The following is a 25,803-nucleotide window of genomic DNA, read 5'->3' as shown; positions in this document are numbered from 1 at the left end:
GCGAACACGAGAACCGATTCCGCCGAGCCGTCCTTCAACGCGATCCGATCTGCGTCGTGTGCGGCCGCCGACCCTCGCGCGACGCCGACCACTTCCCGAGATCACGCCGCGAGCTCGTCGCCGCCGGCCTCGACCCGAACGATCCTCGCTACGGTCGCGGCCTGTGCGGACCGTGCCACTCGGCATCGACGGCCCGCCGGCAGCCCGGAGGCTGGGCGGCAGGGTGACTTGCCTCTACCACACCCCAGGGGGAGGCAACCGAACCTGTTCTCAACCCGTACCGACGGGGAGCACTCAGATGAGCAAAACTAGTTCAAACATTTCCAAATTCCCAGGTCAGAAACCCTATTCGCTTGCCCGGTCGGACTCGCTCTGACCCTTTGGGTCAGCCGCTCCGCGAGCGATTCGCGGGGCACTTCTCATGTCGGCGCGATGCCGAGGAACGGAGTATACCCATGGTCAGTGGAGGCCCCCGCAGCCGATCCGGCCCACCCGTCGACCCGAAGTCTGGCCGCTCGGACCGTCGAGGTCTGACGTTCAAGCAGCTCCCCGCCGAGGGCTACCACGGCCCGGTGCCGGAGTTCCCGCTGCCGAAGATGATCCGTCACCGCGTCGTCGTCGTCGACAAGACCCGTACCGTCGAGGTCGACCACACGGCCACTATCTCCCTGCGCCGGCGGGAGATGAAGGTCTGGCGTGACGTGTGGGCACTCCCCCAGGGCCGCGCATGGTCCGCTCCCCGCTACCGGTGGCTGTGGTCCTCGATCGGAGAATACTGCCGGCTCAAGGCGCTCGTCGAGAAGGAACCCGACGCGAACGCCACTCTCGTCGCCCAGCTGCACCGCTACCGCGACCAGATCGGTCTCACCCAGGCCGGAATGCGCGAGCTCGGCTGGGACATCACCGACGACGAGGTCGCTGACAAGCGCGCCGAGATCGCGACGAAGGAACCCGACGCGCCGACGCCCTCGGCCCGAGACAGGCTGAAGGCCGCCGGTGGACGCTCATAGCGAGCAGCCGGCACCCCTGACCCTCGACTTCGACCCCCGGCACACCCTCGGATTCCTCGCCACCGACTGGATCGAGGCGCACTGCCGTGTCCCCGGTGGCGTCTACGAGGGCGAGTCGCTGACGTTCAACGGCTGGCAGCTCTACTGCACGGTCAATCACTACCGCATCCGTCAGAACGCCGTGGTCGATCGCCGTCGGCTCCTCGCCCCGTTCCACTACCGCCGCTCGATCGTCGTCGGCCCCCAGAAGGCGCTCGCCGTGGACACCCCGGTGCCGACACCCAACGGATGGACCACCATCGGAGCGATCGACGTCGGCGCTGAGGTGTTCGCCGAAGACGGCAGGCCAACGCGAGTGGTCGCCAAGTCAGAGGTGTTCCAATCGGACACCTACCGAGTGACGTTCTCAGACGGGTCGTCGCTGGTGGCCTGCGGTGACCACGAGTGGTGGGTCGAAGTCCGCACCCCGTCGGCGAAGTACGAGGCCGCCCGGCTTCGCACGAAGGACATGATCGGTCGCCTCGAGGATAAGCATGGCGCTCGCCGTTTCCGAGTGCCGAACGCTCGACCGCTTCAGTTGCCTGAAGCAGGCTTGCCGCTCGACCCATACCTGCTCGGAATGTGGTTGGGAGACGGGGAGACGGACACGGGGCGGATCTGCTGTCCTGATGACGAGGTCTTCGACCGGGCGGCCTCCGCCGGGTATGCGAACAAACCATCTCAGTCTAAGCCGTTGACCAGGCGAATTGTCGGGTTGACTGCACGCCTCCGCGACGCGGGGGTTCTTGGTCACAAGCACATTCCGAGAGACTACCTGCGCGCGTCTGAGGCACAACGCTGGGCGCTCTTGCAGGGCCTCATGGACACCGATGGGCATGCGGACTTGCGCGGCAAGTGCGAGTTCACGACGGTGCTGCCGGAGCTCGCCGAGAACGTCATGGAACTCTTGGCCACTCTGGGTGTGAAGCCGCTGTGCTTTGAGGGGGAAGCGACACTCTACGGCAGGGTGACGGGCCCGAAGTTCCGCGTGTCGTTCTCCGCGCGATCGGACATGCCGGTGTTCTCCCTCCCGCGCAAGCAGAATCGTCTAAAGGAACCAGGACGTTCGCACGCCCAATTCGAGCATCGTCGGATCGTCGAGATCGATCGCATCGCAGACGAACCGACACAGTGCATCACGGTCTCCGCCGACTCTCACGTGTTCTTGGCCGGTAAGGAGATGATCCCGACCGGCAACTGCGGGAAGTCCCCGTGGGGTGCAGGTCTCCTCCTGCTCGAAGCTGTCGGCCCCTCACTCTTCGACGGGTGGGCGCTCGCCGGCGACGTCTACCGCTGTGAGGACCACGGCTGTGGCTGCGGCTGGGAGTACGTCTATGAGCCTGGTGAGGCGAAGGGCCAGCCGCGCAGCAAGTCCCTCATCGGGCTCGTCGCGTTCGCCGAGTCCCAGACGAACAACGTCTACGAGCCGCTGCAGACGATGATCCTCTCTGGGCCTCTGCAGGAGTTCGTGCACGTGCGTGAGGGCTTCATCCGGCTCCCCAACCGAGGGAAGATCGTGCCCCTGTCCTCGGCAGCGAAATCGAAGCTCGGTCAGCCACTCACCGGCGCGCTCGGCGACGAATCGGGCCTCTACACCGAGACGAACAAGATGCTCGACACGTGGAACACGATCTCGCGCGGCGTCGCCGGCATGCAGGGGCGCACGATCGAGCTGACGAACCCGTGGGACCCCATGGAGAACTCCGCCGCGCAGCGCGGGTTCCAGTCCCGGCAGAAGGACATCTTCCGCTACCACCGCAAACCACCGGTCGACCTCGACTACAAGAAGAAGCGCGACCGCGCGAAGATCCACCAGTACGTCTACTCCGACTCCCCCTGGGTCGACACCACCTCGGCGATCGATCCACTCGCCGAGGAGCTCGTGGAGACCGACCCCACGCAGGCGGAACGCTTCTACGGCAACCGCCTCGTCCAAGGCCTCGGCTCCTACATGCTCGAAGCACTCTGGGACCGCACCGAAGCCCAAGTCACGGTCCCCGACGGCACCATGGTCACCCTCGGCTTCGACGGCTCCCGGTCCGCCGACTGGACCGCGCTGCGCGCCGAGACCATCGACGGCCACCGCTTCACCCCCACATACGGACCCGACAACCGACCCACCTACTGGAACCCCGACGAGTGGGAAGGCCGCATCCCCCGCTCGGAGGTCACCGCCGCCGTCGACGAGCTCATGGCCCGGTACCGGGTCAACCGCCTCTACGTCGACCCCCGCCACTGGGAGACCCAAGCCGACACCTGGGCGGCCAACCACGGCGAGGACGTCGTCGTGATGTGGCCGACGAACCAGATCAACCGCATGTACGACGCTCTCGTCCGGTACCTCGAGGACACAACCGAGGAACTGACCACCCACGACGACTGCGAACAGACCAAAACCCACGCGCTCGCCGCCAGGAAGGTCGCCAAACCCGGGGACAAGTACATCCTCGGCAAACCGTCCGAACACCAGAAAATCGACCTCCTCATGGCCGACGTCCTCACCCACGAGGCCGCGGCAGACTCGCGCGCTGAAGGATGGGACGAGGTCGACAACCGCATGTGGGTCTACCGATGACAGAAAGGGGTGAGCGTGGCTCTCTCAAGCGACGAGCAGACTCTGTTCTCGGAACTCCGGAACCGGCACGAGAAGGCTCGCCCCACTCTCGCCCGACTGGACCGCTACTACGAGGGCATGCAGAGACTCGAGCACATCGGTCTCGCCGTACCCCCTGACCTGCGCAGGTTCGAGACGATCGTCAACCTGCCCCGCATCGCCGTCGACGAACCCGAACGCCGCCTCGACGTGAAGTCCCTCATCCTCCCCGGCCACGAACTCGCCGACGCGGGCCTGCGCGAGGGCTGGGAGTACAACGACATGGACGCCCAGGCCCCGCAGGCGCACCGTGAGGCGATGATCTTCGGCCGCTCGTTCATCACCGTCGGCTCCAACGAAGACGACTCAGACCAGCCGTTCATCACCGTCGAATCACCGCGGTACATGAACGCCCTCATCGACAACCGCACCCGCCGGATGAAAGCGGCCCTGCGCCAGTACATCGACCCCGCCAGCCGGCAGGACTCCGCGACCCTCTACCTCCCCGACGCCACGATCTGGCTCGAACGTCAGAACGTCGGCGCGTGGAAGGAAGTCTCCCGCGACAAGCACGCACTCGGCCGCGTCCCGGTCATCATGCTCCTCAACCGGCAGCGCCTCGGCTCCTGGGACGGCACGAGCGAGATCCATGACATCATCCCGATGACCGACGCCGTCGCCCGCACGCTCACGAACCTGCAGATCGCCGCCGAAACGCACTCGGTGCCCCAGAAGTACGTCCTCGGCATGACGAAGGGCGACTTCGTCGACAAGAACGGCGACCCCATCCCTGTCTGGGAATCCTACTTCTCAGGCATCTGGGCACACGCGAACAAGGACGCGAAGGTCGGCAGCTTCACCCCGTCCTCGCTGAAGAACTTCCACGACACCGTCAACCACTACATGGCGCTCGCCGCCGCGATCACCGGCCTGCCCACCCGGTACATGGGTCAGCAGTCAGTCAACCCGGCCGCCGAGGGCGCGATCCGTGCCGACGAGGCCCGGCTGGTGAAGAACTGCGAACGCAAACAGGTGTCCTTCGGCGCCGGCTGGGGTTGGACCATGGCGCTGCGTGAACGGTTCCGCACCGGCCAGTGGCCTATCAACGGCCGCATCCGGGTCGAATGGCACGACGCCGGCACCCCGACGATCTCGCAGCGTTCCGACGCGATCCAGAAGCTCGCCGGCGGCACCCCGATCCTCTCCCGCGAGGGCGCATGGGACGAGATGGGCTGGTCCGAGGCACGCAAGGCCAAGGAGCGCGAGTACTTCGCCCGCCAGGATGCCGACCCGTATCTGAACCGCGAGCGGGAGAAGGAGCAGGAGCAGGATGTCTCTGCCCTCGTCGGCGCTGACGTACCAGCGGCAGATCGGGGCTGAGAAGCTCGAGGCTCTCGACGCGGTCAACCGCCAGTGGTCGCGCATGGGCACCGACTTCGACGCCGGCTGGATCCGTGTCGGCCCCCAGATCACCCGGATCGTCACGACCGCGCAACTGCGCATGGCGCAGGCCGCCGCCGACTACCTACCGTCGGCGCTCGCCGAGGTGGGGCTGAGCTCGCAACTGGCCGGGCAGGTCGTGCCGGGCGCGTTCGCAGGAGTCAACGGACAGAACGGTCTCCCGCTGGCTGAGGCACTGAGCTTCTCCGTAGTCCGGGCGAAGATGAGCGTCGCCGAGGGTGCGCAGGCTGGTCTCGCGTTGCAGCGCGGCGGTCAGTGGCTCACGCTCGCCGCCGGCACCGCGATGGCTGATGCTGGACGGTCCGCCGAGGCGGCCGGTCTGGCGGCGTCGTCGGCAACGGGGTTCGTGCGGATGCTCAACCCGCCGTCGTGCCCACGGTGCGTGGTGCTCGCGGGGCGCTGGTACCGGTGGAACGCCGGCTTCGACCGGCACCCGGGGTGTGACTGCCGTGGAGTCCCGGCGTCCGAGGACGTCGCCGGGGACATGACCACGGACCCCTACGCCTACTTCGAGTCTCTGTCGCCGGCGCAGCGCATCCGTGACTTCGGGGCCAGTGACGCTCTCGCGATCGAAGAGGGCGCCGACATCTTCCAGGTCGTCAACGCCCGCCGTGGCATGACGGCCGCCGGCAGGTTCACGCGCGAGGGCACAACCCGCCGAGGATACTTCCGGTCGGGCACAGAGGCAGGTCGTGCCGGTCGCCGCCGGCTCTCGGTGCAGGAAATCGTCCGCCGCTCCGGCGGCGACCGCGCGGCCGCCAGGGAGCTGCTTCGCCGGTACGGCTACATCACCGAGCAGGGCCAGAACCCGCACGGAGTCATCCGGATGGGCGCCGGCTCGTCATCGGGCGGGATCCGCCGAGTGTCCACGGGTGCTGGTGGCACGCGCCGACCGACACCGCCGACCGCACCCGGGCCTGCGACATCGGGTGCTGGCGGTGGAGCGAAACCGCCGCGGCCGCCGCGCGCCGCCGCGTCGGTGCCGGATCCGGACCCAGGCGATGACATGCGTGACCCGAAGGTCCGAGCGTACTGGTCGCGCCGCCAAGCCCAGCTCGACGTCGACACGCGTGGTGAACGACTTGAGCCGCACGAGGTGCGGTTCCTCGAACGGTTCACTGTTGAAAACCGTGTGCGTTGGATTCCCAAGGACCAGGACACTCGCAAACCGACCTCGGATTTCGAATGGCTCAACGCCGGCGGCATGAAGGTCGAGCTGAAGTCGACGCAACCGAAGTACCAGTCGGTGAAGAACCACATTCTGCGGTCGGTGTCGAAGGCTCAGGCGGCCGGAGTGGTGAAGGAGAACTTCATCATCGACCTCGGCGACCGACGGCTGTCCGAGAAGCTCCTGAAGCAGCTTGCCCTCTACAACCTGCGCACCCCGTCCGCACGGATAAGCAGGCTCTGGGTGATGTCGCGAGGGGAACTCGTCGAAGTCGATCTGTCCGGAACGTGAAGACCGAGGCCAGTGCCCGCGTGTTCTGACGGCTCGTTATTTCAGAGCTGACGCGGGGGGCCTCGGTCACCCCGATTTTACCACCCTCGGCCGTGCGATGCGGTCGAGGTCAATACTGCGCGATGCAGTCAACCAAGGAGGCTCTCATGCTTCGCACCACTCCCGCTATCACCCTCAACCCGTTCTCCTCTGCCGATCCGCGCATGCGGTTCTTCGCCGCCCCGGCCGATGCCGCGACGGCCGGCGGTGACTCTGGCGATCAGGGCACCACCGGCACCGACGGTACCGCCGCGCAGGACGGCACGGGTTCGGGAGATGACCCGAACGATGACGACGGCCTCCGCGAGGGAGGTCTCAAGGCGCTGCAGTCCGAGCGTGATGCACGCAAGCAGGCCGAGAAGGAGAACGCGGATCTCAAAGCTCAGATCAAGGCCTTCGAGGATGCGAACAAGTCGCAGGCCGAGAAGGACGCCGAGGAGCGGGAGGAGCTGCAGAAGGCCAACTCTGAGAACGCGTCGCTCGTGCTCAAGTACCAGGTCGCTGAATCCAAGGGCCTCTCCCTTTCGGCGGCCAGACGTCTGAGCGGGTCGACGAAGGAAGAGCTCGAGGCTGATGCCGACGAGCTGAAGAAGATCCTCGGCCAGGCAACCCCGCCTCCGCCCCCGACACCGCAGCCGGACCGTTCCCAGGGGAACGGTTCGGATAAGCCGAAACCCAAGAACCTGGCGGATGCTGTCACCCAGCATTACGCCTGACCTAGTGAAAGGACAGCGCAATGCCTGTCACGCTCGTTGAAGCGAAGAACAACACTCAGGAAGACTACGATCCGGCAGTCATCGACGAGTTCCGCAAGGAATCGTCGATCCTCGACTCCCTGATCTTCGACGACGCGGTCAACCCGGCCGGCGGTGGGGCGACCCTCACCTACGGTTACCGCCGACTCAAGACTCAGGCGACCGCTGCGACTCGTCCACTCAACACCGAGTACACGCCCGGCAGCGTCGAGACCTCGCACCACTCCACGGAACTCGCGGTCCTTGGTGGTTCGTTCGAGGTCGACCGTGTGATCGCCTCGCTCGGCCCCGCCGCCTCGGCTGCCGTCGCCCTGAACATGGGGCAGAAGATCAAGGCCGCCGTGACGAAGTTCCAGGATCTCGTCATCAACGGCGACACCGCCACCGACGCCGCCGGCTTCGACGGCCTCGACAAGGCCCTCGTCGGTTCCTCGACCGAGATCAACGGGAACGCGGACTGGACGGACTTCGATACGAACCCGCGCGCCGAGCACAAGGCACTCGACCTCATCGACGAGTTCCTCATGTCGCTCGACGGCACTCCGACGGTCATCCTCGGCAACAAGCGCGCCATGGCGCGCCTGCGCGCCGCTGCACGCCGTGCTGGTGAGTACGTCAAGAACCCGGTCGAGGACCTGGTGGGGCAGGACGGACGTCCGATCGTCCGCGAGACCTACGGCGGGATCCTCTTCGCCGATCCGGGAGCGAAGCCGGGCACCAACGACCCGATCATCCCGATCGCGGCCGACGGCACCACCGACATCTACGCCTACCGCGTGGGTCTCGACGGATTCCACGGTGTCACCACCGTCGGCTCCCAGATGGTGCGCACGTGGCTTCCCGACTTCACCACTTCGGGCGCGGTGAAGAAGGGCGAGGTCGAACTCGGACCGGCCTCGGTCGCGCTCAAGGCCACCAAGGCCGCCGCCGTCCTCCGCGGCATCAAGGTCAAGGCGGTGTGAGCAACATGAAACGCGTGACCACCCCAGTCCAGGGATACACCGGAACCGTCGCCGGTGTCGTCTTCTCCGACGGCCAGGGGCGCACCGACGACCCCGCGGCGCTCGCCTACTTCGAACGTCACGGCTACCGCGTGACCGACGAAGAGCCCGACCCGACCGGCGACGACGATTCCACGGACGGCGACGAGACCGGTACCGACGAGACGACTGCCACCGGCGATGCCGACGCTCCAATGGATGCCGCCGGCACCGACGATGACGGCGACTCTGACGAAGAGGAGCACACCGGGCCTGCGGTCAAGCCCGGCGGCAACAGCTCGACACAGGCATGGCGCGACTACGCGCTCGCCACCGGTCGCTCCGAGGAAGAGCTTGAGGGTCTCAGCCGCAACGAGATCCGCGAGCTCGTCGAGAACTGAGTGAAGGGACTGGATGGTATGGCTTTCGCGAACCTCCAAGACGTGCAGACCCGTCTCGGCCGCCGCATCGACGATGCGGTCGAGGTCGAGCAGGTCAACGCGTGGATCAGCGACGTCGAGGCCACCATCCAGTCCCGGATCCCCGACCTCGCTGTCAGGGTTGCCACTGACCCGGTGTACGCCGCGCTGGTCACGAAGATCGTCGCCCAGGTGGTGGGCCGGAAGGTCAAGAACCCCGACGGCAAGCAGAACGAACGCATCGACGACTACTCCTACGGCCTGGGATCGGAGGCGGCTCGCGCCGACCTCAAACCGACAGCCGACGAGTGGGAGGAACTCGGACCGGGCACCGAAGGCTCCGAGGCGTTCTCGATCACGATGCAGCCCCGCCCCGGGTTCGCGGAAGTTTGGCCAGACCGGTGGCCGTGAGCGCGCTCCGTGCCGGCCGGGCCCTCGCCGAGCGGATGATGGTCGACCACGTCATCATCCGCCGCATCGCCGGCCAGGAAACTGACCGGGTCACCGCCAAGGTCACCCCCGTCACCCAAGTCGTCTACGACGGCAAGGCCAAGCTGCAGTCCTACGAAGGCTACGAGCAGTCCCGCGACACCGCTGGCGTCCAGTACACCGTGCAACGCCTCTCGATCCAACTGCCCGTCGGCGCATACCGCATCAACGTCGGGGACGTCGCCGAGATCATCACCTCCACCGTCGACCCGCTGCTCGTCGGCCGGCAACTTCGCCTCGTCTCTGAGGCCCCGTTCAAGACGTTCGGCACCGCCTACCGCGTGTTCGTCGACTACATCGCCGACTGAGGAGGACCAGTGCCGCTCGACACCTCAGAGACCCAGAAGCTCCTCAACGCGATCGACGACTTCCAAGTCGCCGTCCGCAATGAGGGTGAAGCGATCCTCACCAAGGGCGCCGTCGAGGCCCGCCGCAACCTGCAGGCCGACGCACAGAAGTCCACCTACTTCCGGCAGATCGCCCGGACGATCAACTTCGACAAGCGCCGCACCGCTCTCGGCGTCGAAATCGAGCTCGGCCCCGACAAGGACCGCGACCCCGCCGCCAGCCTCGCCGGCATCGCCTACTTCGGCGGCGCCAACGGCGGCGGAGGCACCCTCGACATCGACGAACCCGTCGAACGCGAGCTCGACGTCATCGACGAACACCTGCAGCGCCTCGGGAACCTGCTGTGAGCATCCTCGCCCTCACCGACGCGATCGAAGCGCTCTTTCCCGAGGACACGCACTTCGAGGCCGTCAAGCCCAACGAGCGCGGCCAGTACCTCGACACCCTCTTCCCGTGGACCGTCGCTCGCGTCCAGATCCCGACAACCCGCTCACGGTCCCTCGCCCACACCCGCCTCGCCCGCCGCGTCCGTGTCAACGTCACCATCGCCGGCGTCACCCACGAATCCGTGCGCGCCGTCTACGCCAACCTCGACCCACTCATCCAGGGCGCTCGCCCTATCGCGGAGGGGTGGTCGACATCGCCGTTGGATCTCGTCAACGCGCGAGAGATTGCTGAAGACGAGTCGCTGACGTTGACGACCGCGAACCGGCATCCCGTGTTCACGGTCCTCGAGTACGAGCTCACCGCCACCCAACACTGACCACCATCGCCCTCCTGAGGCCCCGCACCGTCCCGGTTCGGGGCCTTCGTCATACCCGAAAGGTGCACCTCATGCCCTACTTCGTCCGCGTCAAGGACACCTCGACGAAGCACCAGTTCGATGTGCCGGAAGACGACCCGCGCATCGGCAAGGCGTTCGAGCTGCTCAACGACGACCGGTACCCGCGCGCCCGCGCCCCGCGGCCGCCGAAGCATTACGTCCCCGCGAAGCGGTCCAGTGCCGCTGACCGGGACTCGTCCGACGACAGCCAGGAGTCGGACGGCGAGGCCAAGGCATCCGCCGACGCCACCGAAACACCTGAGTCGAAGCCGGCTCGGGCCAACTCAAGAAAGTGAGGCCAGTCATGGCTGAAATTCCATCGACGCCGGCGGACGGCAACTTCAAGGTCGTGTTCGTCCCGGCGATCGCCGACACCAAGGCTCCGAAGCTCACCGAGGTCAACGCGGCGGGTGCACTCGACATCAGCTGTTACCTGACCGGTGACGGGTGGTCCCCGACGAAGGAGCAGGCAACGATCGCTGATCCGCGCCTGTGCTCGCGTCAGGAGTTCGGTCGCCCGGGCCGCAAGACCCCGGGCCTGTCGATCACCGTCATCGACAACACCAACTCCGACAACGCCACCGACTCCAACGAGGCCGTCGAGACGATCCGTGAGGGCGTCAGCGGCTACTACGTGGAGCGCATCGGCGTCCCCTACGAGGAGCCGTTCGAGGTGGGCCAGAAGGTCACCATCTACCCGGCCACCGCCGGTGAGAAGCAGGTCCTCGCCCCCGAGGCGAACTCGGTGACTCGCGCGACGATCCCGCAGTTCATCTTCGGTGACGTGCAGACGGACGTCGCGATCGCGGCCTGACCGCCCCTACCACCTGTCCCCGCGCGGCACTCCCGTCCGCGCGGGGACAGGTCTCCATTCATCACTCACGGGAGGAACGGGAGAACACATCATGTCGAAGCTTGGAATCACTCGCCCCACCGCCGTCGTCGACCTCGTCACGAACCTCGACCTGCTCGCCGACCACCAGGCCGCGCGGGAGGAACTCGACCGCCTCAACCGGCTCACCCCCGCCGCCGAGCGGCTGAACAACCCGTACTCCGCGGACATGCGCAAGGTCGCGAAGAAGATCGCTGACCTCGAAACGCAGATGGACGAGTCGACGGTGTGCGTGAAGCTCAAGGCCCTCAAACGCTCCGAGTACGCCGAGCTCGTCACGGCCCACCCGGCACGGGAGGACAACGACGTCGACGGCCACTTCGGGTTCAACACGGACACGTTCGCTGACGCTGCCATGCCGCGTTCGATCGTCGCGGCGTGGAAGAAGGGCACGAACAAGAAGGTCGACTTCACCGGTGACGACTGGGTGGAGGTGTCTGAGGAGTTCACCGACGCCCAGTACTCCGACTTCACCTCGGCACTCATCGGCATCAACCGGCAGGCCACCGCGGTCCCTTTCTCACAGACCGCCTCCGCCGTGAACCGCAGCTAAGACGCGAGGTCGAGGCCGCTGAACGCCTCGGCATCAGCGTCAAACGGTTCAACGGCTGGGAGCCGACCATCACCTACGTCTACGACGACGATGGTCGGCTCCTCTCGTCCCAGGCGGAACCGGAATGGGACGACACGCAACGTGACTGGTTCCTCTCCCTCGCCGAGTACCGGGCGGGTCTGTGCCCGATCTGCGGGTACGAGAAGGCCGTGTGCCAGGCGTTGGAGAACGTCGGCAAGTTCGTCCCCAATCCCCCGGCCCGGTGTCACGCGACGACGGCGCTGCGCCAGTACCAGAAGGACCGCGAGTACAACGTCCCTGACGCCCTCGTGTGGTCTGTCGGACTCCAACCCACCCCTGAGGAGGTGACCAGTGGCTGATCGTTCCGTTGCCTGGCGGATGACCCTCGACTCGACGGGAATCGTGACCGGGTCGCGCCTGGCGAAGTCCGCCGTGCTCGATCTCGAGCGAAACGGCATCGCCAAGGCCCGCGTAGGTCTGGCCGGGTTGGAGAAGTCAGCCAAGGAACACCCACAGGCGTGGCAGGCCGCCGGCACCGCCGCCGTCGGCTTCGGTAGTGCTGTCGCGGTCGGGTTCGGCATGGCCGGGCGCGCCGCCATGCAGTGGCAGTCCGACTGGGCGGGTGTCACAAAGACCGTCAACGGCACCGAACGGCAGCTGTCGGGCCTCGAACAGGGCCTGCGCAACCTCGCACGCAAAGAACTGCCCGCCTCGACCACGGAGATCGCCGCAGTCGCTGAGGCCGCCGGACAGCTGGGCGTCAAGACCGGCAACGTCCTCATGTTCACCAAGACCATGATCGATATGGGAGAGTCGACGAACCTCTCCGCCGAAGAGGCCGCGAGCTCCCTGGCCCGGTTCTCCAACATCATGGGCACCAACCAGAAGGACGTGGGCCGCCTCGGCGCCGCCGTCGTCGGCCTGGGCAACAACTTCGCCACCACGGAACGCGAGATCGTGGAAATGGCGATGCGCATCGCCGGTGCCGCCCGCCCAATCGGCATGACCGAGGGCGACGTCCTCGGACTCTCCGCAGCACTCTCCTCCGTCGGCATCGACGCCGAGGCCGGCGGCACCGCGATCTCCATGGTCATGAAGAAGATCAACGACGAGGTCTCCGGTGGCGGCGACAAGCTCGACACGTTCGCGAAGACCGCCGGCATGTCGTCTGACCAGTTCTCCGCCGCGTGGCGCGACAACGCCTCCGGTGCCCTGCAGACGTTCATCGCAGGCCTCGGCGAGGCCCAAGCCAACGGTGAGAACGTCAACGGCACCCTCACCCAGCTCGGCATCACCGGCATCCGCGAATCCGACGCCCTGCTCCGCCTCTCCGGCGCATCCGACGTCCTCAAGCAAGCGCTCGCCACCGGCAATGAGGAGTATGCGCGCGGGATCGCGCTGATGGAGGAGGCGAACAAGCGCTACGACACCGCCGAGTCGAGGGTGCGCATCGCTGGGAACGCGATCAAGGACTCCGCGATCAGCTTCGGCGACGTGTTCCTCCCCGCCGTCGCCGAGGCGGCCGACGGTGTCGCTGGCTTCGCGAACTGGGTCTCCGACCTGCCCGGCCCTGTGAAGGAGCTCGGTCTCAACCTCGGCGGCCTCGCGGGCGCCGCGGGCCTCGCCGGCGGCGGGTTCCTGCTGCTGGCTCCGAAGGTGTTCGAGGTCATCGACGGGTTCAAGACACTCAAGGCCGAGCACCCGCAGGTCGCCGGCGGTCTCGTCGACATCGGCAAGGCCGCGGCGGTTGCCTCGGTCGCGATCACCGGCATCCAGCTCGTGTCGAAGCTCTTCGGCAAGGACGCGAAGGACGTCGCGGCCTCATCCGACGAGCTCACCGCGTCGATCGTGAAGCTCTCTGACAGTACGAACGTCAGCACGAAGGAGACGATTCTCGACCCCAAGCTGTGGGACGGCGCGAACACGGTGTGGGCGAAGATGTTCGGCTCCGAGGGCATCAGCGACATCAAGGGCTGGGGTGACGCGCTCGCCTCGGCGAACAAGGCCGGGTTCGACCTCATCAATTGGCTCGATTTCACCAACACCGGTCAGCTGTCCGTCGTCCAGGAGCAGATCAAACAGACCGACGTCTCATTGTCTCAGCTTGCCTCCGGCGGGGGTCTTGAGAACGCGCAGATGGGGTTCCGTGCGATCGCCGAGGAGGGCGTCAGCGCCGGGGTCTCGATGGAGGACACGTTCTCGAAGTTCCCCGAGTACCGGGACTACCTCATCAGCCTCGCCTCGGCCGCCGGCATGAGCACCGACAATCAGACGCTTCTCAAGATCGCGACCGGCGAGGTCACCCCCGAAATGCTCGCGGCCTCGGGTGCCACGGATGAGCAGATCGCGAAGCTCAACGAACTCGGCATCGAAGCGGAATCGACAGGCGACAAGATCTCTCAGCTTGCCGAGGAGATCCGCGGGTTCGGTTCGGCGACGCTGAGCGAGCGTGAAGCGCAGCGGGCGTTCCAGGAGTCCCTCGACACGGCCACCGAGGCGTTGGAGAAGAACGGGAAGACTCTCGACATCACCTCGCAGAAGGGCCGCGACAACCAGGACGCGCTCGACGGGATCGCGCAGGCCGGCAACGAGGCCGCCGCGTCCATGGCGGAGAACGGGGCCTCGGCTGAGCAGTTGCGGTCGTCGCTGCAGACCTCCCGCGAGGAACTGGTGCGCACCGCGCGCAGCTTCGGCATGACGAAGTCCGAGGCCGAGGCCTACGCCGACCAGGTCCTCATGACACCTGAGGAGGTGCGCACCCGCGTCAAGGCCTTGGGCATCGACTCGGCTCTCGACGGCATCACCTCGGTGCAGGAGGCCCTGGACAAGGTCAAGGACAAGACCGTCTGGGTGAAGGTCAACGAGGTCTACGTCCGGCAGGAGGGCAACAAGAAGGTCTACTCCTCCGACCCGCGCAGCAAGAACACCCAGAAGTTCGAAGCCGCCGGCGGAATCCTCGAGTACATGGCCGCCGGAGGCCTGCGCCCCATGGCCCCGATCGCCGAAATGGTGCCCCCGAACACGTGGCGTGTCGTCGGCGACCGCATGGACGTCGACGAAGCCTACGTCCCCCTCGACGGGTCGCGCCGGTCGTGGAAGATCCTCTCCGAGGCCCTGCAGCGCATGCCAGGCACCCTCCCCATGGCCAAGGGCGGTATCGCCTCCACGGGCGGGGACGACGCGAAGAAGCGCCTCGCCGAGGCGAAGGAGAAGGCCGAGGAACGCCGCCGCGAAGCCCAACAGCGCCGGGAAGCCCTCAACCAGCTCCGCGACGAGCTCAACACCGACATCCGCCGCGGCGACATCCGCTCCCAGGTCACCGGTGGACTCTCCGGCGCCTACTCCACCGTCGACCGGCTCAAAGCGCTCGCCGGCAACGACAACCTCAACGGCCGTGCTCGCCGTCGTGCCGGCATCGACGCGAAGCAGTACGAACGTTCCCTGAAGTCCCTGTACGGCTCGTTGGAGAAGCTCGAGGAGCGCACCGCCAAAGCCAAGGACAAACTCGACGAGCTCAAGCAAATCCAGAACTCCGTGTCCTCGTCGATCCAGAACAAGGCGTACAAGCTCGACGTCGACTCCCAGTGGGCACAGAACAAGTCCGGCATCTGGCAGCAGACGCAGGGTGTGTCCGGGGTGCGCACGAACGCCGCCGCCGCGGCCAAACGCGTCCGTGACCTCTCCGGCAAGCTCAAGCGCCTGCAGCGCATGGGCTACTCGGGTGCGATCCTGCAGGAAGTCGCCCAGGCCGGTTCGATCGACGAGTCGATCACCATGGCCGACGAACTCCTCAAGGGCACCAGCGGCGACGTCCGCTCGATCAACGCCTCCTACAAGGACATCGAGAAGTACTCGAACCAGGCCGGCGCCTACGTCACCGAGGGGTTCTACAAGGGCGGTGTCAACGCGGCCGCTGGACTCGTCAAGGGACTCGAGTCCCAGCAGAAGGCTGTGGAGAAGACGATCGAGAAGATCGCCCGCGGCATGGAGAACTCCCTCAAGCGAGCTCTCGGTATCAAGTCCCCCTCCACAGTCATGTACGCCCGCGGCCTCGACACCGCCGCCGGCCTCAACAACGCCCTCCTCGACTCCCTCACCACCATCGAGGACACCGCGGGCCTCCTCGGCCTCGCCGCCGTCCCACCCCTCACCTCGCTCGGCCCCATCCCCACCGACTACGCCACCGCACCCACGGACACCGCGGCGCTCGCCGCAGATCCGACGGCAGCGGTGGGTGTGCCGGCGCCGACGGATCTCGCCGGTTCTCAGGCGGGTGCCGAGGTGTCGTGGGAGGACACGGTCACGACGACGTCGGATGCTCTGACGTCGATGCAGGCCCTCACAGAGGCCGCCTATCTCAAGATGACCTCGGACACCGACGCGTCCCTGCTGGCCCGTCAGGAGGCCACCTCGACGGCGATGACGGGCATGTCGGACACCTTGTCGTTGGGGATGACGACGATGTCGACGACTCAGTCGACGAATCTCGCGTCGATGACGGCGAACCAGGCCGCGAACCTCTCCACCATGGCGAAGGCTCAGAAGGCCGGCTGGGATTCGATGAACGCGCAGACGGCGTCGTCGGTGTCCGCGATGCGCTCGGGTGTCGACGCGACGATGCGCGGGATGAACGCGGACCTCTCCGGCACGCTCGGCACCCTGGGGCGCACGGCGTCGTCCGGGTTCGATTCGATCGAGCGTGGCGGCAAGGACTCGTTCGAGGGTCTGCGGTCCGGGATCGATCGGACGATGGAGCGCACTCCCGGCGACGTCGGCGAGTCGCTGAACCGCACGATCAGTGTGCTCTCGTCGTTCGCGGCCGCGGTCAACGGGGCGTTCGGTGACGTCGGGGTCAAGCTCAAGGCACCCGCGAAGCTGAAGTACCGCGACGGCGGTGTCCTGCCTGGGTACACGCCAGGGCAGGACGTACACCACTTCCGGTCGTCGACCGCCGGAGATCTCTTCATGTCGGGTGGTGAAGGAATCATCCGTCCGGAAACCGTGCGGATGGTCGGCGGCGAGAAGGGCGTGAACGCCCTCAACGCTGCAGCTCGTAGAGGTGACCGCGGCGCCCTGGCCGATGTGCTCGGCAGCGTGGCGTTCGCGAACGGCGGGGTCATGCCCGCGATTCCGGGCGAAAACGCCTTCGCTGACGGTGGTGTGTGGCGCGGCCTATGGGGCATCGTCAAGTCGAAGTTCCCGTCGGCGACCCTGAACTCTGCCTACCGTGGCGGCGCGACCACCGTGTCGGGCAACAAGTCCTACCACTCGCGTGGCATGGCCGTCGACCTCGGCGGGCCGATGCGCCAGATCTTCGACTTCCTCTACAACAACTACCGCAACTCCGCCGAGATCATCTACTCCCCAGCCGGCGGCCGCCAGATCAAGAACGGCCGCCCCTACACCTACTCGGGTGCGGTCCGGAAGATCCACTGGAACCACGTGCACTGGGCGAACCGTTCGGTGCCCGGCGGTGCCGGCGCGGACATGACACCGGGCTCGTTCTCCGGGGACGACTTCATGCCGCCCTCGCACCCGTTCCTCGATCGTGCGGGCGTCGCCGCCGGCGCGAACCTCGAGAAGGCGTACCGGAGGGCTGCGCAGAAGCTCACCGGGGACATGTACGGCAAGTTCTCGAAGCAGCTCCCGGACGGGCTCGCCGGGCAGCTGGGGCGCGGCATCATGTCCCGCGCCGCCGAGGGCCTGGTGAAGAAGGCCGCGGACTACGGCAAGAGCCAGGAATTCGTGATGCCCGGCGGGTCCGGTGTGGAGCGGTGGCGAGACACCGTCATCCAGGCCCTCAAGCGGGTCGGCCTGCCCACCACCGACGACTACGTCAACGCGTGGTTGCGGCAGATCAAGTCCGAGTCCGGGGGCAACCCGAGCATCCGCCAGCAGGTGCGCGACGTGAACTCGGGTGGCAACGAGGCGATGGGTCTCGTGCAGGTCATCCCGGGCACGTTCGCCGCCTTCCGCGACAAGTCGCTGCCCAACGATCGCACGCACCCCCTCGCGAATCTCGTCGCCGGCATGAACTGGGCGAAGTACAAGGCGAAGCGCCGCGGCTGGAACATGCTCGACTTCATCGGCAAGGGCCACGGCTACGCCGACGGCACCCTCGCCGCGATCCCGGGTCTCGCCGAGGTCGGGGAGGACGGCTTCGAGCTCGTCCGTGACCGGTTCGGCAAGTGGGCGCGCCTCGGCGGCGACGGGTCGAAGGTCGTGAACTTCGCCGGCGGCGAGCAGGTCATGCCGCACAAGGAGTCCGTGGCGATCGAGAACCAGGTGATGCGCGGTGTGCCCTCGACGATCGGCCTCGACGACGCCTCCGTGGCCGCGATCGCCGCGGCGGCGGCCGGCCAGATGACGAAGGCCGACATCGCGGGTCTCCTCGACGGCGTCCAGATCACCCTGTCCGTCGACGGGCAGCAGATGACTGGGTTCGTCCATTCCACGGTCGGCAGCGGCTACACCGACGCGAAGCGCACCCTCGCCCGTTCCTCGACCCTCCTCGGGAGTTGACCATGCCGACCCTGTCCCATTCTGAGTTCGATCTGCGCGGGTACCGGTTCGGACCCGGCCACCCCGTCTACCTGAGCGGCATCGAAACGCCGGGCCTGGTGTGGCGTGACCAGGATGTCCTCAACCCCGTCGCCGCGGGCGTGTTCTTCGGACGCGACTACAAGGACGTCAAACCGTGGGGGTTGAAGTTCACGATCACCGGAGCGGACCCCGCCGAGGCCGCGGAGAACTACTTCGCCCTCGTCAAGGCGTGGGAGGCCCCGGACGTGCGCGACCCGGGTGACGAGGTGCCGCTCGACTTCGCGCTGCACGACACGGTCCGCCGCATCTACGGCCGCCCCCGCGACCTCAAGCTCACCGACCCCTCGGACCTCTTCGTCCTCGAGACCCTCAAGGCCGAGGGTACGTTCCAACCGTCGTCACCGGACCTTGTCGACGGTGTGTCCAGGCAGCTCAAGATGACGATGACCCCCGGCCGGGCCGGGGGTTTCGTGTTCCCGATCGTCTTCCCCTGGGGCACCACGCAGGGCGGCACCCGGCAGGGCATCATCTCCGACGGCGGCGGCACCACTCCCACCCACGACGTGCTCATCGAGGTCCACGGCCCCGTCAGCAAGGCCGTCGTCACCGGCCCCGGGTGGCGGTTCGGGGTCACCCAGAACCTGCCGTATGACCGCTCCATCATCCTCGACACCCGCCGGCGAACAGTCCTCTGGGACACCGGCACCTCCGCCGCCGGCCTCATCAGCCCGGGCACCCGCCTCGATGACATCACGATCCCGCCCGGCCCGTCGGAGATCAAGTTCACCGGCGAGGACCAGTCCGGCACCTCCACCGTCACTCTCACGTGGCGGCCCACCATCACCACACTCTGAGGGAGATCACTCATGGCCTTGCAGAACATCCCCTGGGCGATCGGCGGCGGCGCCGAGAACGAAGTCGAAGGCGCTCGCCTCGCCCTGTACGCGGCGACGAACGGCGGCCGCGGCATCATGGCCCCTCGTGACCTCCGGGTCACCGCGCTGCCGACTCCGGGCGGTGCGGTGCGTATCCACTCTGGCGCTGGTGTCACCCCGAACGACTACCTCGGCCCCGGCGGTGCAGGCCAGTCCTACGCAGTGCGTGAGACTTCGTCAACGGACTACCCTGTGCCGGCCACCGGGTCGTCGGGTGGTGCAGTGCGGTACCTCATCATCCGGATCAAAGATGAGCAGTACGAGGGACCAAAGCCGACGAACCCGGCCACCGGCCCCCGCAACTTCTATCAGTGGGTGTCCGGGCTGCCGACGACGGTGCCGTATGTGCCGTTGAAGAAGCTCAACCAGCCGGCGAACACGGCGACCATCACGAATGCGATGCTCACCGACATTCGGGAAATGGCGAACCCTCGCATCCTCGTCGTCAACCGGTCCCGCGCCTCGGTGGCCTCCGATCAGGGCATGGCGTTGAACTCGAAGACGTCGGCCGGCGAGTGGTTCCCCGGCGACGGCACCCCGACCGGTGCCCGTCAGCAGATTTTCTGCCCGGCCTGGGCGACGGCGATGGTCGTCGAACCCGCCTGGTACCAGGTCCGCTATTCGGCGGCGAACGTGTGGGGCAGGTACTGGATCAACTACGGGCCTTCCTCCGCCGAGGGCAACTACTCGGGCCAGCCGTTCCCGTACAACACGCAGGAGTTCGCGTTCGACGCCGCCGAGGGCAACATCCAACGGCAGCCGTGGTTGATGTCGGACTACCGCACCATCCACGCGGCGATGCGCGGACAGATGATGACGTTCGCATTCCGGGCACGCCGCGCCGACAGCTCCACCGCCACCGGGGTCGTGCGCATGGACGGCGTCTCGGGCCTGTCGCTGAAGGTCACGTTCCTCGAAGAACCCGACCCCTCCACTGAGTGAGCACACGCCCATGACATGGCGCTACCTCGCGACCCGAATCCACGGTGACGGCACCGAGACGTTCCTCGGCACCAGCGTGCCACTGACCGACGTGGAGATCCACCAGGTCGTCAACGGTCACGGCGGACTGAAGGCCACCATCGAACCCGAACACCCCTCCCTCAAACAGAACGGGCAGTTCATCCTCGAGGCCGGCACCACCGGCATCTACGCCGAGGTCGACGGCCTCATCCGCGGCGGCGGCATCCTCGAAAACATCGACACCGACGGCCCGAAGCTCGGACTCGACTGCATCGGCCACACCGGGTACCTCACCGGCATGCCCTACACCGGACACAAGGTCATCGAACGCGACGACCCCCTCAAGGTCTCCCGCCACCTGTGGGACCACACCCAAGCCCGCAAGAACTTCAACCTCGGCATCGAATTCGACGGCGCCACGAAGTCCCGCACCATGTTCATCGGCGACGACACCATCCCCACATCCACCACGCCGGTGAAGGTCACCCCCTACGTCCTCGCGTACTGGCAAACCCACGACCTCGCGAAAGAGTTCGACGAACTCGCCGACCTCGCCCCCTTCGAATACACGCTCACCCACACCTGGAACACCGACAAAACGCGAATCCACCACACCCTCACCTACGGCTACCCACGCCTCGGCGCTCGCCGCACCGACCTCCGGTTCACCGTCGGAGAGAACGTCACCGTGCTCCCCCAGTTCAAGACCGACGCGGACTCCTACGCCTCGAACGTCATCGTCCTCGGCGCAGGCGAGGGACAGAAGATGATGCGAGCCGAAGACGCCGACCCCGCACCCGGCCGCCTCGGCCGCTACGAGGTCGTCGCCGACAAATCCATCACCACCCCCACAGCGGCCCGGCAACGCGCCGCAGCCGAACGCCGAGCCCGCACCGGCCAGGACGACATCAGCGACCTCGCCGTCGCCCAACACCCAAACGCACTCCTCGGCTCCTACCAAGTCGGTGACGACATCCTCATCAACACCGCCGACGGCTGGCAGGGACGACGCAGCATCTGGGTGAAGATCCTCGGCATCCAGATCCGCCCCAACACGAACACGACCACCCTGCAGGTCCGACGCGCAGAGAAGGTGAGCAAGTGAAACCCCTCGACCGCATGGTCCGCGACATCGAGAACCTCAAGAAGGCACAACGCGCGCTCGCCACCGGTCCGCAGTTGGCGAACTCGTCGTTGGAGAACGGCACGCTCGACGTCAACGACGCGGACGGGAATCTGCGGATGATGGTCGGGCTGCAGGAGGACGGCCGGCAGACGGTCACCGTGGTGGGTGGCCCGACGCCGCCGAGGCCGTCGGCCCCGCAGGTGACTGTGGACAACGGGACGATCGTCGCCCGGTGGGATGGAACCTTCGTCGATGAGCTCGTGGCTCCCACGGATTGGGCGCGCACCGAGATTCACGTGGTCCAGGGGTCGTTGCCGTTCCTCCCGTCTCCGTCGTCGGCGCGCGACAGTGTCGTTTCTGCGGCCGGCGGTGAGGTCACGATCGGAGTGGAGCGTGGCCAGTACACGGTTTGCCTGGTGTCCTGGTCGCAGTCGGGGAAGCTCTCGGCCGCATCGGAGTTCGTCACGGTCGACGTTCCCGGGTATGGGGACCTGGTGCAGGCGGCGATCGATGAGGCGCAGGCACGCATTGATCAGGCGAAGGTGACCTTGGAGGAGGCTCAGGCGGACCTCAGGGCGAGGCTGGGAGCGGTCGACGGCACACTCGACCGTCTCCCCACCGACATTGCGCAGGCCAGGCAGGAAGCGATCGACGATGCGCTCGCGGAGATTCAGGCGGTCGAGGGCAGTCTCACGACGGCGTTGGGGCTGAAGAACAAGACGACCTGGTCCACGAGCAACCCGCCCACCACGTATTCGGGTGCCGCGGAAGACACGTGGATCAAGCTCACCTCCCTCGGATCGGGTGGCCGTGAGATCGGTCGGTGGCGGTGGACCGGCAACGTGTGGGTCACCCACCTCGTCGACGGCGCGGTCCTGTCGAACATCGACGCCTCCACCATCACGACCGGGTTCCTCGACGTCCTCAACCGCATCCAGACGAACGCGATCCTCGCTGAGAAAATCGCGATCGGCGACTTCACCAACCTCCACACCGACCCGCTCTTCCTCAACCCAGCCGCCGCACCAGGCTCGGGCGCAGGAGCATGGACTGTCGTCAACGGCGGACTCGAGAAGAACGGCTCGGGAACGCAATCAGGCGGCTACGCCGCGAGCACCGAGTTTCCTGTCACTCCCGGTGAGAAGTTCTATGCGGAGATGACCAGAACGACTGTGACCGGGACCGTGCCTGGTGTGGTGACTCTGTACGCCCAGCAGTACAACAGCAGCACCAGTGTGTGGGGCACTCCCATCCAGGCAGTGAACATGCCCGCAGACGGACGCAACACAGGGTCGTTCACTGCCGGGTCGGTCACGACGAAGATCCGATTCGGCTACTACACCCAATCGTCCATGCCGGCGGGAACGCGGGTGAGGCTGACCAGCCCGGTCGTCCGCCGTCAGGTCAACTCGACTCTCATCGAGCCCGGTGGCATCAAGACCCCGAACCTCGCCGCCGACGTCCTCGAGGTCGGCAACCTCAAGGCCGGTAGCGCTGCGCTCGCCGAAGCCGTCATCAAGAAGCTCTTCGCCGAGGTCGTCGTCGCACGCATGGCTCTCGCCGAGGAGTTCATCGGTGAGAACGCGATCCTCGACGACTCAGTCACCGCCCCGAAGATCGTCGCCTCCGAGGAACTGTGGGCAAAGATCGGCGAGTTCGTGAAGGTCCGTGCCGAGATGATGGAGGCCGACGCGATCGACGGCATGGTCATCACCGGTGCCACCATCCAAACCGCCCGCACCGGGGCCCGCGTCACCCAGGACGCGTCCGGTATCGCCGTCTACGACGATGCCGACGACTGGCGAGTCCGCCTCACCCCGTATGGGTCGACGTTCAAGGGCGACCTTGAGGCAGAGTCCCTGGTGGCGACTGGTCCCGCGGAGTTCCGCAACGTCGAGAACCGCCTCGGCCAGGGCGCTCGCCTCATCCTCGAGGCTGGGGTCTCGGACCCGACCGCGCCCCCGGTGGTGCAACCGTACTGGGCCTCGGTGGGGTTCACGCCTCCCGAGGGTGGAGTCCTCTACGGCCTGGCCTACGCGGATGGGAAGTACTGGACGTTTGTCGACGTCCCCAACGCTTCCGAGGGCGACCGCCTCATCTCGATCGACCCGGCCACCGGAGTCGTCGGCGACAACATTCCGATAACGGACCAGTTCTGGGCTTCCGGGGGTGTCACCGCGATCGGCTCCGAACTGTTCCTCCTGGGCCAGAAGTCCGGCACCCCGTACAAGTACTTCGTGCGCGTGTACTCCACCGCCGGCGCGTTCCTCCGCGAGTGGGAGTACACCGATGTCGGCTGGTCGAAGTCGAACCCGCTGACGTACAAGCCGGGCATCGGTACGGACGGCACGAACGTCGTCATCGCCCAGTGCACGGACGCCGGGTCTCTGGTCTGGCGCACGTTCAACAAGACCACGGGCGCGACACTCGCGACCGTGGACTGTAAGGACGGCACGAAGTCTGACATCGGTGGCATCTACATCGGCCCCGGCGACTGGGGCGGCGGCACATGGGTGACGGTGCGCAAGACCACCGGCACTATCGGCGACGCGATCGTGACGTTCTCCACCACCGGAGTGTGGGACCAGGTGAAGTCGTGGAAGACCGCGGAGAACGGGCGCGACACCGGGCTGGTGTTCGCTGACGGGAAGTTCCGCACTCTCAATGGCGGTGCCGGAAGTATCAACGAATACGCCCCACCCACGACAGGTGATGACTCTCCGGATTGGTGGGCGGCGTATGCGTGGGAGACCGATCTCGGTGACGACGGTTCGCTTGACTACGATTCGCGGATCAGCCCAGGAACTCGGTTCACGTGGCCGCGCCGCTCGCGGTTGAAGGTGATGGGTTCACCGCTGCCGGTGGGCGTCGGCAATATCGGCGGGTACACGGCGAAGAAAGCGACCCGCCCGGCGCTGTCAGAGTACCGTCGCACGTTCACCCACTTCCGCTCCGACGAGTCGGTCGCAACCTGGCACTACTTCGATCCGGCGGGAATGGCAGCAACGGATGCGAACACGTATCCGCGGGCCACCCCATCGTCGATCGCGTCGACGACGCCGATGTTCGAAGTCAGGGGCGATGGGTCCGGCAAGTGGGGGACTCTGGCGTTCAACCCGAACGGCACCGTCACGGGTGTCCCGAAGGTCGCCTCCGGGGTGGTGAAGCTCAACGTGCCCTCGAACAATGGTCGCGTCTCAGCGACAGTCACCCTCCCGGCGGGACGGTTCACCACGAAACCCGCTATTCAGGTCACCGCCCGCACCATATGGCCTGTGGTGCACGCGGCGACTTTCATTGACGAGACGACCACGAGCTTCGTCGTCTGGGCGCGCAGGGACACTGCCGGCCCGCTCGACGTGGCATGGACTGCGATAGGGGAATGAGATGTCAGACCTGTGGGCAACGTGTCTCACACCGGATTGTGTGAACGAGGGTGAACCCGTGCAGCTGACCGACCCTGAGATGCTCGTCATCTGCGGGCCGTGCGGGGCACCGATCACGGAGAAGTCCACCACCCCACCCGAACCGGTCGAGGAGGTGGACTCGTGAGGGGTCGGCACTCGTACATGCTGCTGTCCATCCTGCGGGTCAAATTCCGGCTCGAACCAGCCCCAGAATGGCTCCTCACCGCGCTGCTCATCATCCTCGCCGGACGGGGACTGGGCAGCGGACTCGACCTCGCCCTCGACCCGGACACGAGCAGTGACATCTACGCCTACGCCGATATCGTCGGTGCCAACACCTGGGGGTGGTTGCAAGCACTGGCGTCCGTCCTGCTTCTGTTGGCCATGGCCTCCCGGTGGCTTTCTGCGATTCTCGCCACCCAAGTCGTGATCACCGCGATCTGGTTCGTCTACGGCATCGCGATCTTCCAGGGCACCCTCCCGATCATCACCGAAGCCGGTGGGCTCCGGAACGCGTTCAACCCCTGGGCGACTGCCGCGGTGATGTTCATCGGATTCCTCGCCACAGTCGACCAGATGCGGCGGAGGATCGCCCGGGATGGGAGGCCCGCATGATTCCCACGCTGCCGCCGTCGATGATGGATGCCCTCGTCCAGGCTGGTGGTGGTGCCGGGTTCATTGCGTTCGCGATCGCCCTCATCGTCCAGGGCCGCCGCAAGGGACTCAAGGAGCGGGCCGAGGAGGCCGAGCAGGGGCGGAAGGACGCGACCACGGAAATCGCTGACCTGAGGCGGCAGCTGAACGAGATGGAGGCGAATTTCAACACGAAACTCGCGGATCTTAAAACCCAGTTCACGGAACAGGTGGAGAGACTCCAGGCTGAGAAGGGTCCGCTGAAGGTTTGGTTGACCTCCGGGTTTATGCCGCCAGTGTAGCGGCTGGGTTCAT

23 protein-coding genes are annotated in these 25,803 nt (G+C 66.5%); all 23 read left to right on the top strand.

The genetic code is table 11. The annotated features are described in order from the left end of the window. The first annotated feature begins 455 nt into the window (after positions 1-455). The 23 genes from ABD154_RS16045 (at position 456) to ABD154_RS15935 (ending at position 25,790) form a co-directional block, all read left to right on the top strand. Positions 456-1,010, top strand: a complete 555-nt coding sequence (locus ABD154_RS16045; protein ID WP_344251646.1) for a hypothetical protein — start codon at positions 456-458, stop codon at positions 1,008-1,010. After that, positions 997-3,624 carry an LAGLIDADG family homing endonuclease gene (locus tag ABD154_RS16040; RefSeq protein ID WP_344251645.1) on the top strand — a complete coding sequence of 876 codons (2,628 nt, stop codon included), beginning with the start codon at positions 997-999 and terminating at the stop codon, positions 3,622-3,624. Before ABD154_RS16045 ends, ABD154_RS16040 begins: the two co-directional genes overlap by 14 nt. Positions 3,625-3,639: 15 nt before the next feature. After that, complete coding sequence (locus ABD154_RS16035) at positions 3,640-5,022, top strand: phage portal protein (protein WP_344251644.1); 1,383 nt, start codon at positions 3,640-3,642, stop codon at positions 5,020-5,022. Then, positions 4,973-6,562: a hypothetical protein gene (locus tag ABD154_RS16030; protein WP_344251643.1), complete on the top strand. Its 1,590-nt coding sequence runs from the start codon at positions 4,973-4,975 to the stop codon at positions 6,560-6,562. The genes ABD154_RS16035 and ABD154_RS16030 overlap by 50 nt, the downstream gene beginning before the upstream one ends. Before the next feature lie 146 nt (positions 6,563-6,708). Next, complete coding sequence (locus tag ABD154_RS16025; protein ID WP_344251642.1) at positions 6,709-7,317, top strand: hypothetical protein; 609 nt, start codon at positions 6,709-6,711, stop codon at positions 7,315-7,317. 20 nt (positions 7,318-7,337) lie between these two features. Continuing rightward, a complete protein-coding gene (locus tag ABD154_RS16020) occupies positions 7,338-8,318 on the top strand; it encodes a major capsid protein (RefSeq protein ID WP_344251641.1) in 981 nt (326 codons plus the stop codon). A gap of 14 nt (positions 8,319-8,332) precedes the next feature. Continuing rightward, positions 8,333-8,737 (top strand): hypothetical protein, encoded by a 405-nt coding sequence (locus ABD154_RS16015; RefSeq protein ID WP_344251640.1) that lies wholly within the window; start codon positions 8,333-8,335, stop codon positions 8,735-8,737. A gap of 18 nt (positions 8,738-8,755) precedes the next feature. After that, a complete protein-coding gene (locus tag ABD154_RS16010) occupies positions 8,756-9,166 on the top strand; it encodes a Gp19/Gp15/Gp42 family protein (RefSeq protein WP_344251639.1) in 411 nt (136 codons plus the stop codon). Next, positions 9,163-9,552 (top strand): DUF6093 family protein, encoded by a 390-nt coding sequence (locus tag ABD154_RS16005; protein WP_344251638.1) that lies wholly within the window; start codon positions 9,163-9,165, stop codon positions 9,550-9,552. Before ABD154_RS16010 ends, ABD154_RS16005 begins: the two co-directional genes overlap by 4 nt. Positions 9,553-9,561: 9 nt before the next feature. Further along, positions 9,562-9,939 carry a hypothetical protein gene (locus ABD154_RS16000; RefSeq protein WP_344251637.1) on the top strand — a complete coding sequence of 126 codons (378 nt, stop codon included), beginning with the start codon at positions 9,562-9,564 and terminating at the stop codon, positions 9,937-9,939. Continuing rightward, a complete protein-coding gene (locus ABD154_RS15995) occupies positions 9,936-10,355 on the top strand; it encodes a hypothetical protein (protein WP_344251636.1) in 420 nt (139 codons plus the stop codon). Before ABD154_RS16000 ends, ABD154_RS15995 begins: the two co-directional genes overlap by 4 nt. Positions 10,356-10,426: 71 nt before the next feature. Then, complete coding sequence (locus tag ABD154_RS15990) at positions 10,427-10,711, top strand: hypothetical protein (RefSeq protein ID WP_197931901.1); 285 nt, start codon at positions 10,427-10,429, stop codon at positions 10,709-10,711. 8 nt (positions 10,712-10,719) lie between these two features. Next, entirely contained in the window at positions 10,720-11,229 is a 510-nt protein-coding gene (locus tag ABD154_RS15985; RefSeq protein WP_344251635.1) for a phage tail tube protein, read from the top strand. A gap of 91 nt (positions 11,230-11,320) precedes the next feature. Next, complete coding sequence (locus ABD154_RS15980) at positions 11,321-11,860, top strand: hypothetical protein (RefSeq protein WP_344251634.1); 540 nt, start codon at positions 11,321-11,323, stop codon at positions 11,858-11,860. Positions 11,861-12,069: 209 nt separating this feature from the next. Beyond that, positions 12,070-12,240: a hypothetical protein gene (locus tag ABD154_RS15975; protein ID WP_344251633.1), complete on the top strand. Its 171-nt coding sequence runs from the start codon at positions 12,070-12,072 to the stop codon at positions 12,238-12,240. Beyond that, positions 12,233-18,403 carry a phage tail tape measure protein gene (locus ABD154_RS15970; RefSeq protein ID WP_344251632.1) on the top strand — a complete coding sequence of 2,057 codons (6,171 nt, stop codon included), beginning with the start codon at positions 12,233-12,235 and terminating at the stop codon, positions 18,401-18,403. Before ABD154_RS15975 ends, ABD154_RS15970 begins: the two co-directional genes overlap by 8 nt. Before the next feature lie 2 nt (positions 18,404-18,405). After that, positions 18,406-19,278, top strand: coding sequence for a hypothetical protein (locus tag ABD154_RS15965; protein WP_344251631.1), 873 nt, complete (start codon positions 18,406-18,408; stop codon positions 19,276-19,278). Between the two features lie 12 nt (positions 19,279-19,290). Then, positions 19,291-20,301, top strand: a complete 1,011-nt coding sequence (locus ABD154_RS15960) for a hypothetical protein (RefSeq protein ID WP_344251630.1) — start codon at positions 19,291-19,293, stop codon at positions 20,299-20,301. A 10-nt stretch (positions 20,302-20,311) separates the two neighbouring features. Beyond that, complete coding sequence (locus tag ABD154_RS15955; protein ID WP_344251629.1) at positions 20,312-21,427, top strand: hypothetical protein; 1,116 nt, start codon at positions 20,312-20,314, stop codon at positions 21,425-21,427. Next, on the top strand, positions 21,424-24,834 hold the full coding sequence (locus tag ABD154_RS15950) for a hypothetical protein (protein ID WP_344251628.1): 3,411 nt from the start codon (positions 21,424-21,426) through the stop codon (positions 24,832-24,834). Before ABD154_RS15955 ends, ABD154_RS15950 begins: the two co-directional genes overlap by 4 nt. Before the next feature lie 40 nt (positions 24,835-24,874). Beyond that, positions 24,875-25,000 carry a hypothetical protein gene (locus ABD154_RS15945; RefSeq protein ID WP_259820388.1) on the top strand — a complete coding sequence of 42 codons (126 nt, stop codon included), beginning with the start codon at positions 24,875-24,877 and terminating at the stop codon, positions 24,998-25,000. Then, positions 24,997-25,470, top strand: coding sequence for a hypothetical protein (locus tag ABD154_RS15940; protein ID WP_344251627.1), 474 nt, complete (start codon positions 24,997-24,999; stop codon positions 25,468-25,470). The genes ABD154_RS15945 and ABD154_RS15940 overlap by 4 nt, the downstream gene beginning before the upstream one ends. Then, positions 25,467-25,790 carry a hypothetical protein gene (locus tag ABD154_RS15935; protein ID WP_344251626.1) on the top strand — a complete coding sequence of 108 codons (324 nt, stop codon included), beginning with the start codon at positions 25,467-25,469 and terminating at the stop codon, positions 25,788-25,790. Before ABD154_RS15940 ends, ABD154_RS15935 begins: the two co-directional genes overlap by 4 nt. Positions 25,791-25,803: the final 13 nt, after the last annotated feature.

The organism is Brevibacterium sanguinis, from assembly GCF_039528855.1.
Classification (GTDB): Bacteria; Actinomycetota; Actinomycetes; order Actinomycetales; family Brevibacteriaceae; genus Brevibacterium; species Brevibacterium sanguinis.
The sequence above is the reverse complement of the archived record's forward strand: the minus strand, read 5'-3'. Positions and strand labels throughout refer to the sequence as shown.

Excerpts from the sequence above, each read along its gene's own strand:
- ABD154_RS16045 (WP_344251646.1), top strand. The coding sequence starts at position 456 with ATGGTCAGTGGAGGCCCCCGCAGCCGATCCGGCCCACCCGTCGACCCG.
- ABD154_RS16030 (WP_344251643.1), top strand. The coding sequence starts at position 4,973 with ATGTCTCTGCCCTCGTCGGCGCTGACGTACCAGCGGCAGATCGGGGCT.
- ABD154_RS16025 (WP_344251642.1), top strand. The coding sequence starts at position 6,709 with ATGCTTCGCACCACTCCCGCTATCACCCTCAACCCGTTCTCCTCTGCC.
- ABD154_RS16020 (WP_344251641.1), top strand. The coding sequence starts at position 7,338 with ATGCCTGTCACGCTCGTTGAAGCGAAGAACAACACTCAGGAAGACTAC.
- ABD154_RS16010 (WP_344251639.1), top strand. The coding sequence starts at position 8,756 with ATGGCTTTCGCGAACCTCCAAGACGTGCAGACCCGTCTCGGCCGCCGC.
- ABD154_RS15990 (WP_197931901.1), top strand. The coding sequence starts at position 10,427 with ATGCCCTACTTCGTCCGCGTCAAGGACACCTCGACGAAGCACCAGTTC.
- ABD154_RS15985 (WP_344251635.1), top strand. The coding sequence starts at position 10,720 with ATGGCTGAAATTCCATCGACGCCGGCGGACGGCAACTTCAAGGTCGTG.
- ABD154_RS15980 (WP_344251634.1), top strand. The coding sequence starts at position 11,321 with ATGTCGAAGCTTGGAATCACTCGCCCCACCGCCGTCGTCGACCTCGTC.
- ABD154_RS15965 (WP_344251631.1), top strand. The coding sequence starts at position 18,406 with ATGCCGACCCTGTCCCATTCTGAGTTCGATCTGCGCGGGTACCGGTTC.
- ABD154_RS15960 (WP_344251630.1), top strand. The coding sequence starts at position 19,291 with ATGGCCTTGCAGAACATCCCCTGGGCGATCGGCGGCGGCGCCGAGAAC.
- ABD154_RS15955 (WP_344251629.1), top strand. The coding sequence starts at position 20,312 with ATGACATGGCGCTACCTCGCGACCCGAATCCACGGTGACGGCACCGAG.
- ABD154_RS15935 (WP_344251626.1), top strand. The coding sequence starts at position 25,467 with ATGATTCCCACGCTGCCGCCGTCGATGATGGATGCCCTCGTCCAGGCT.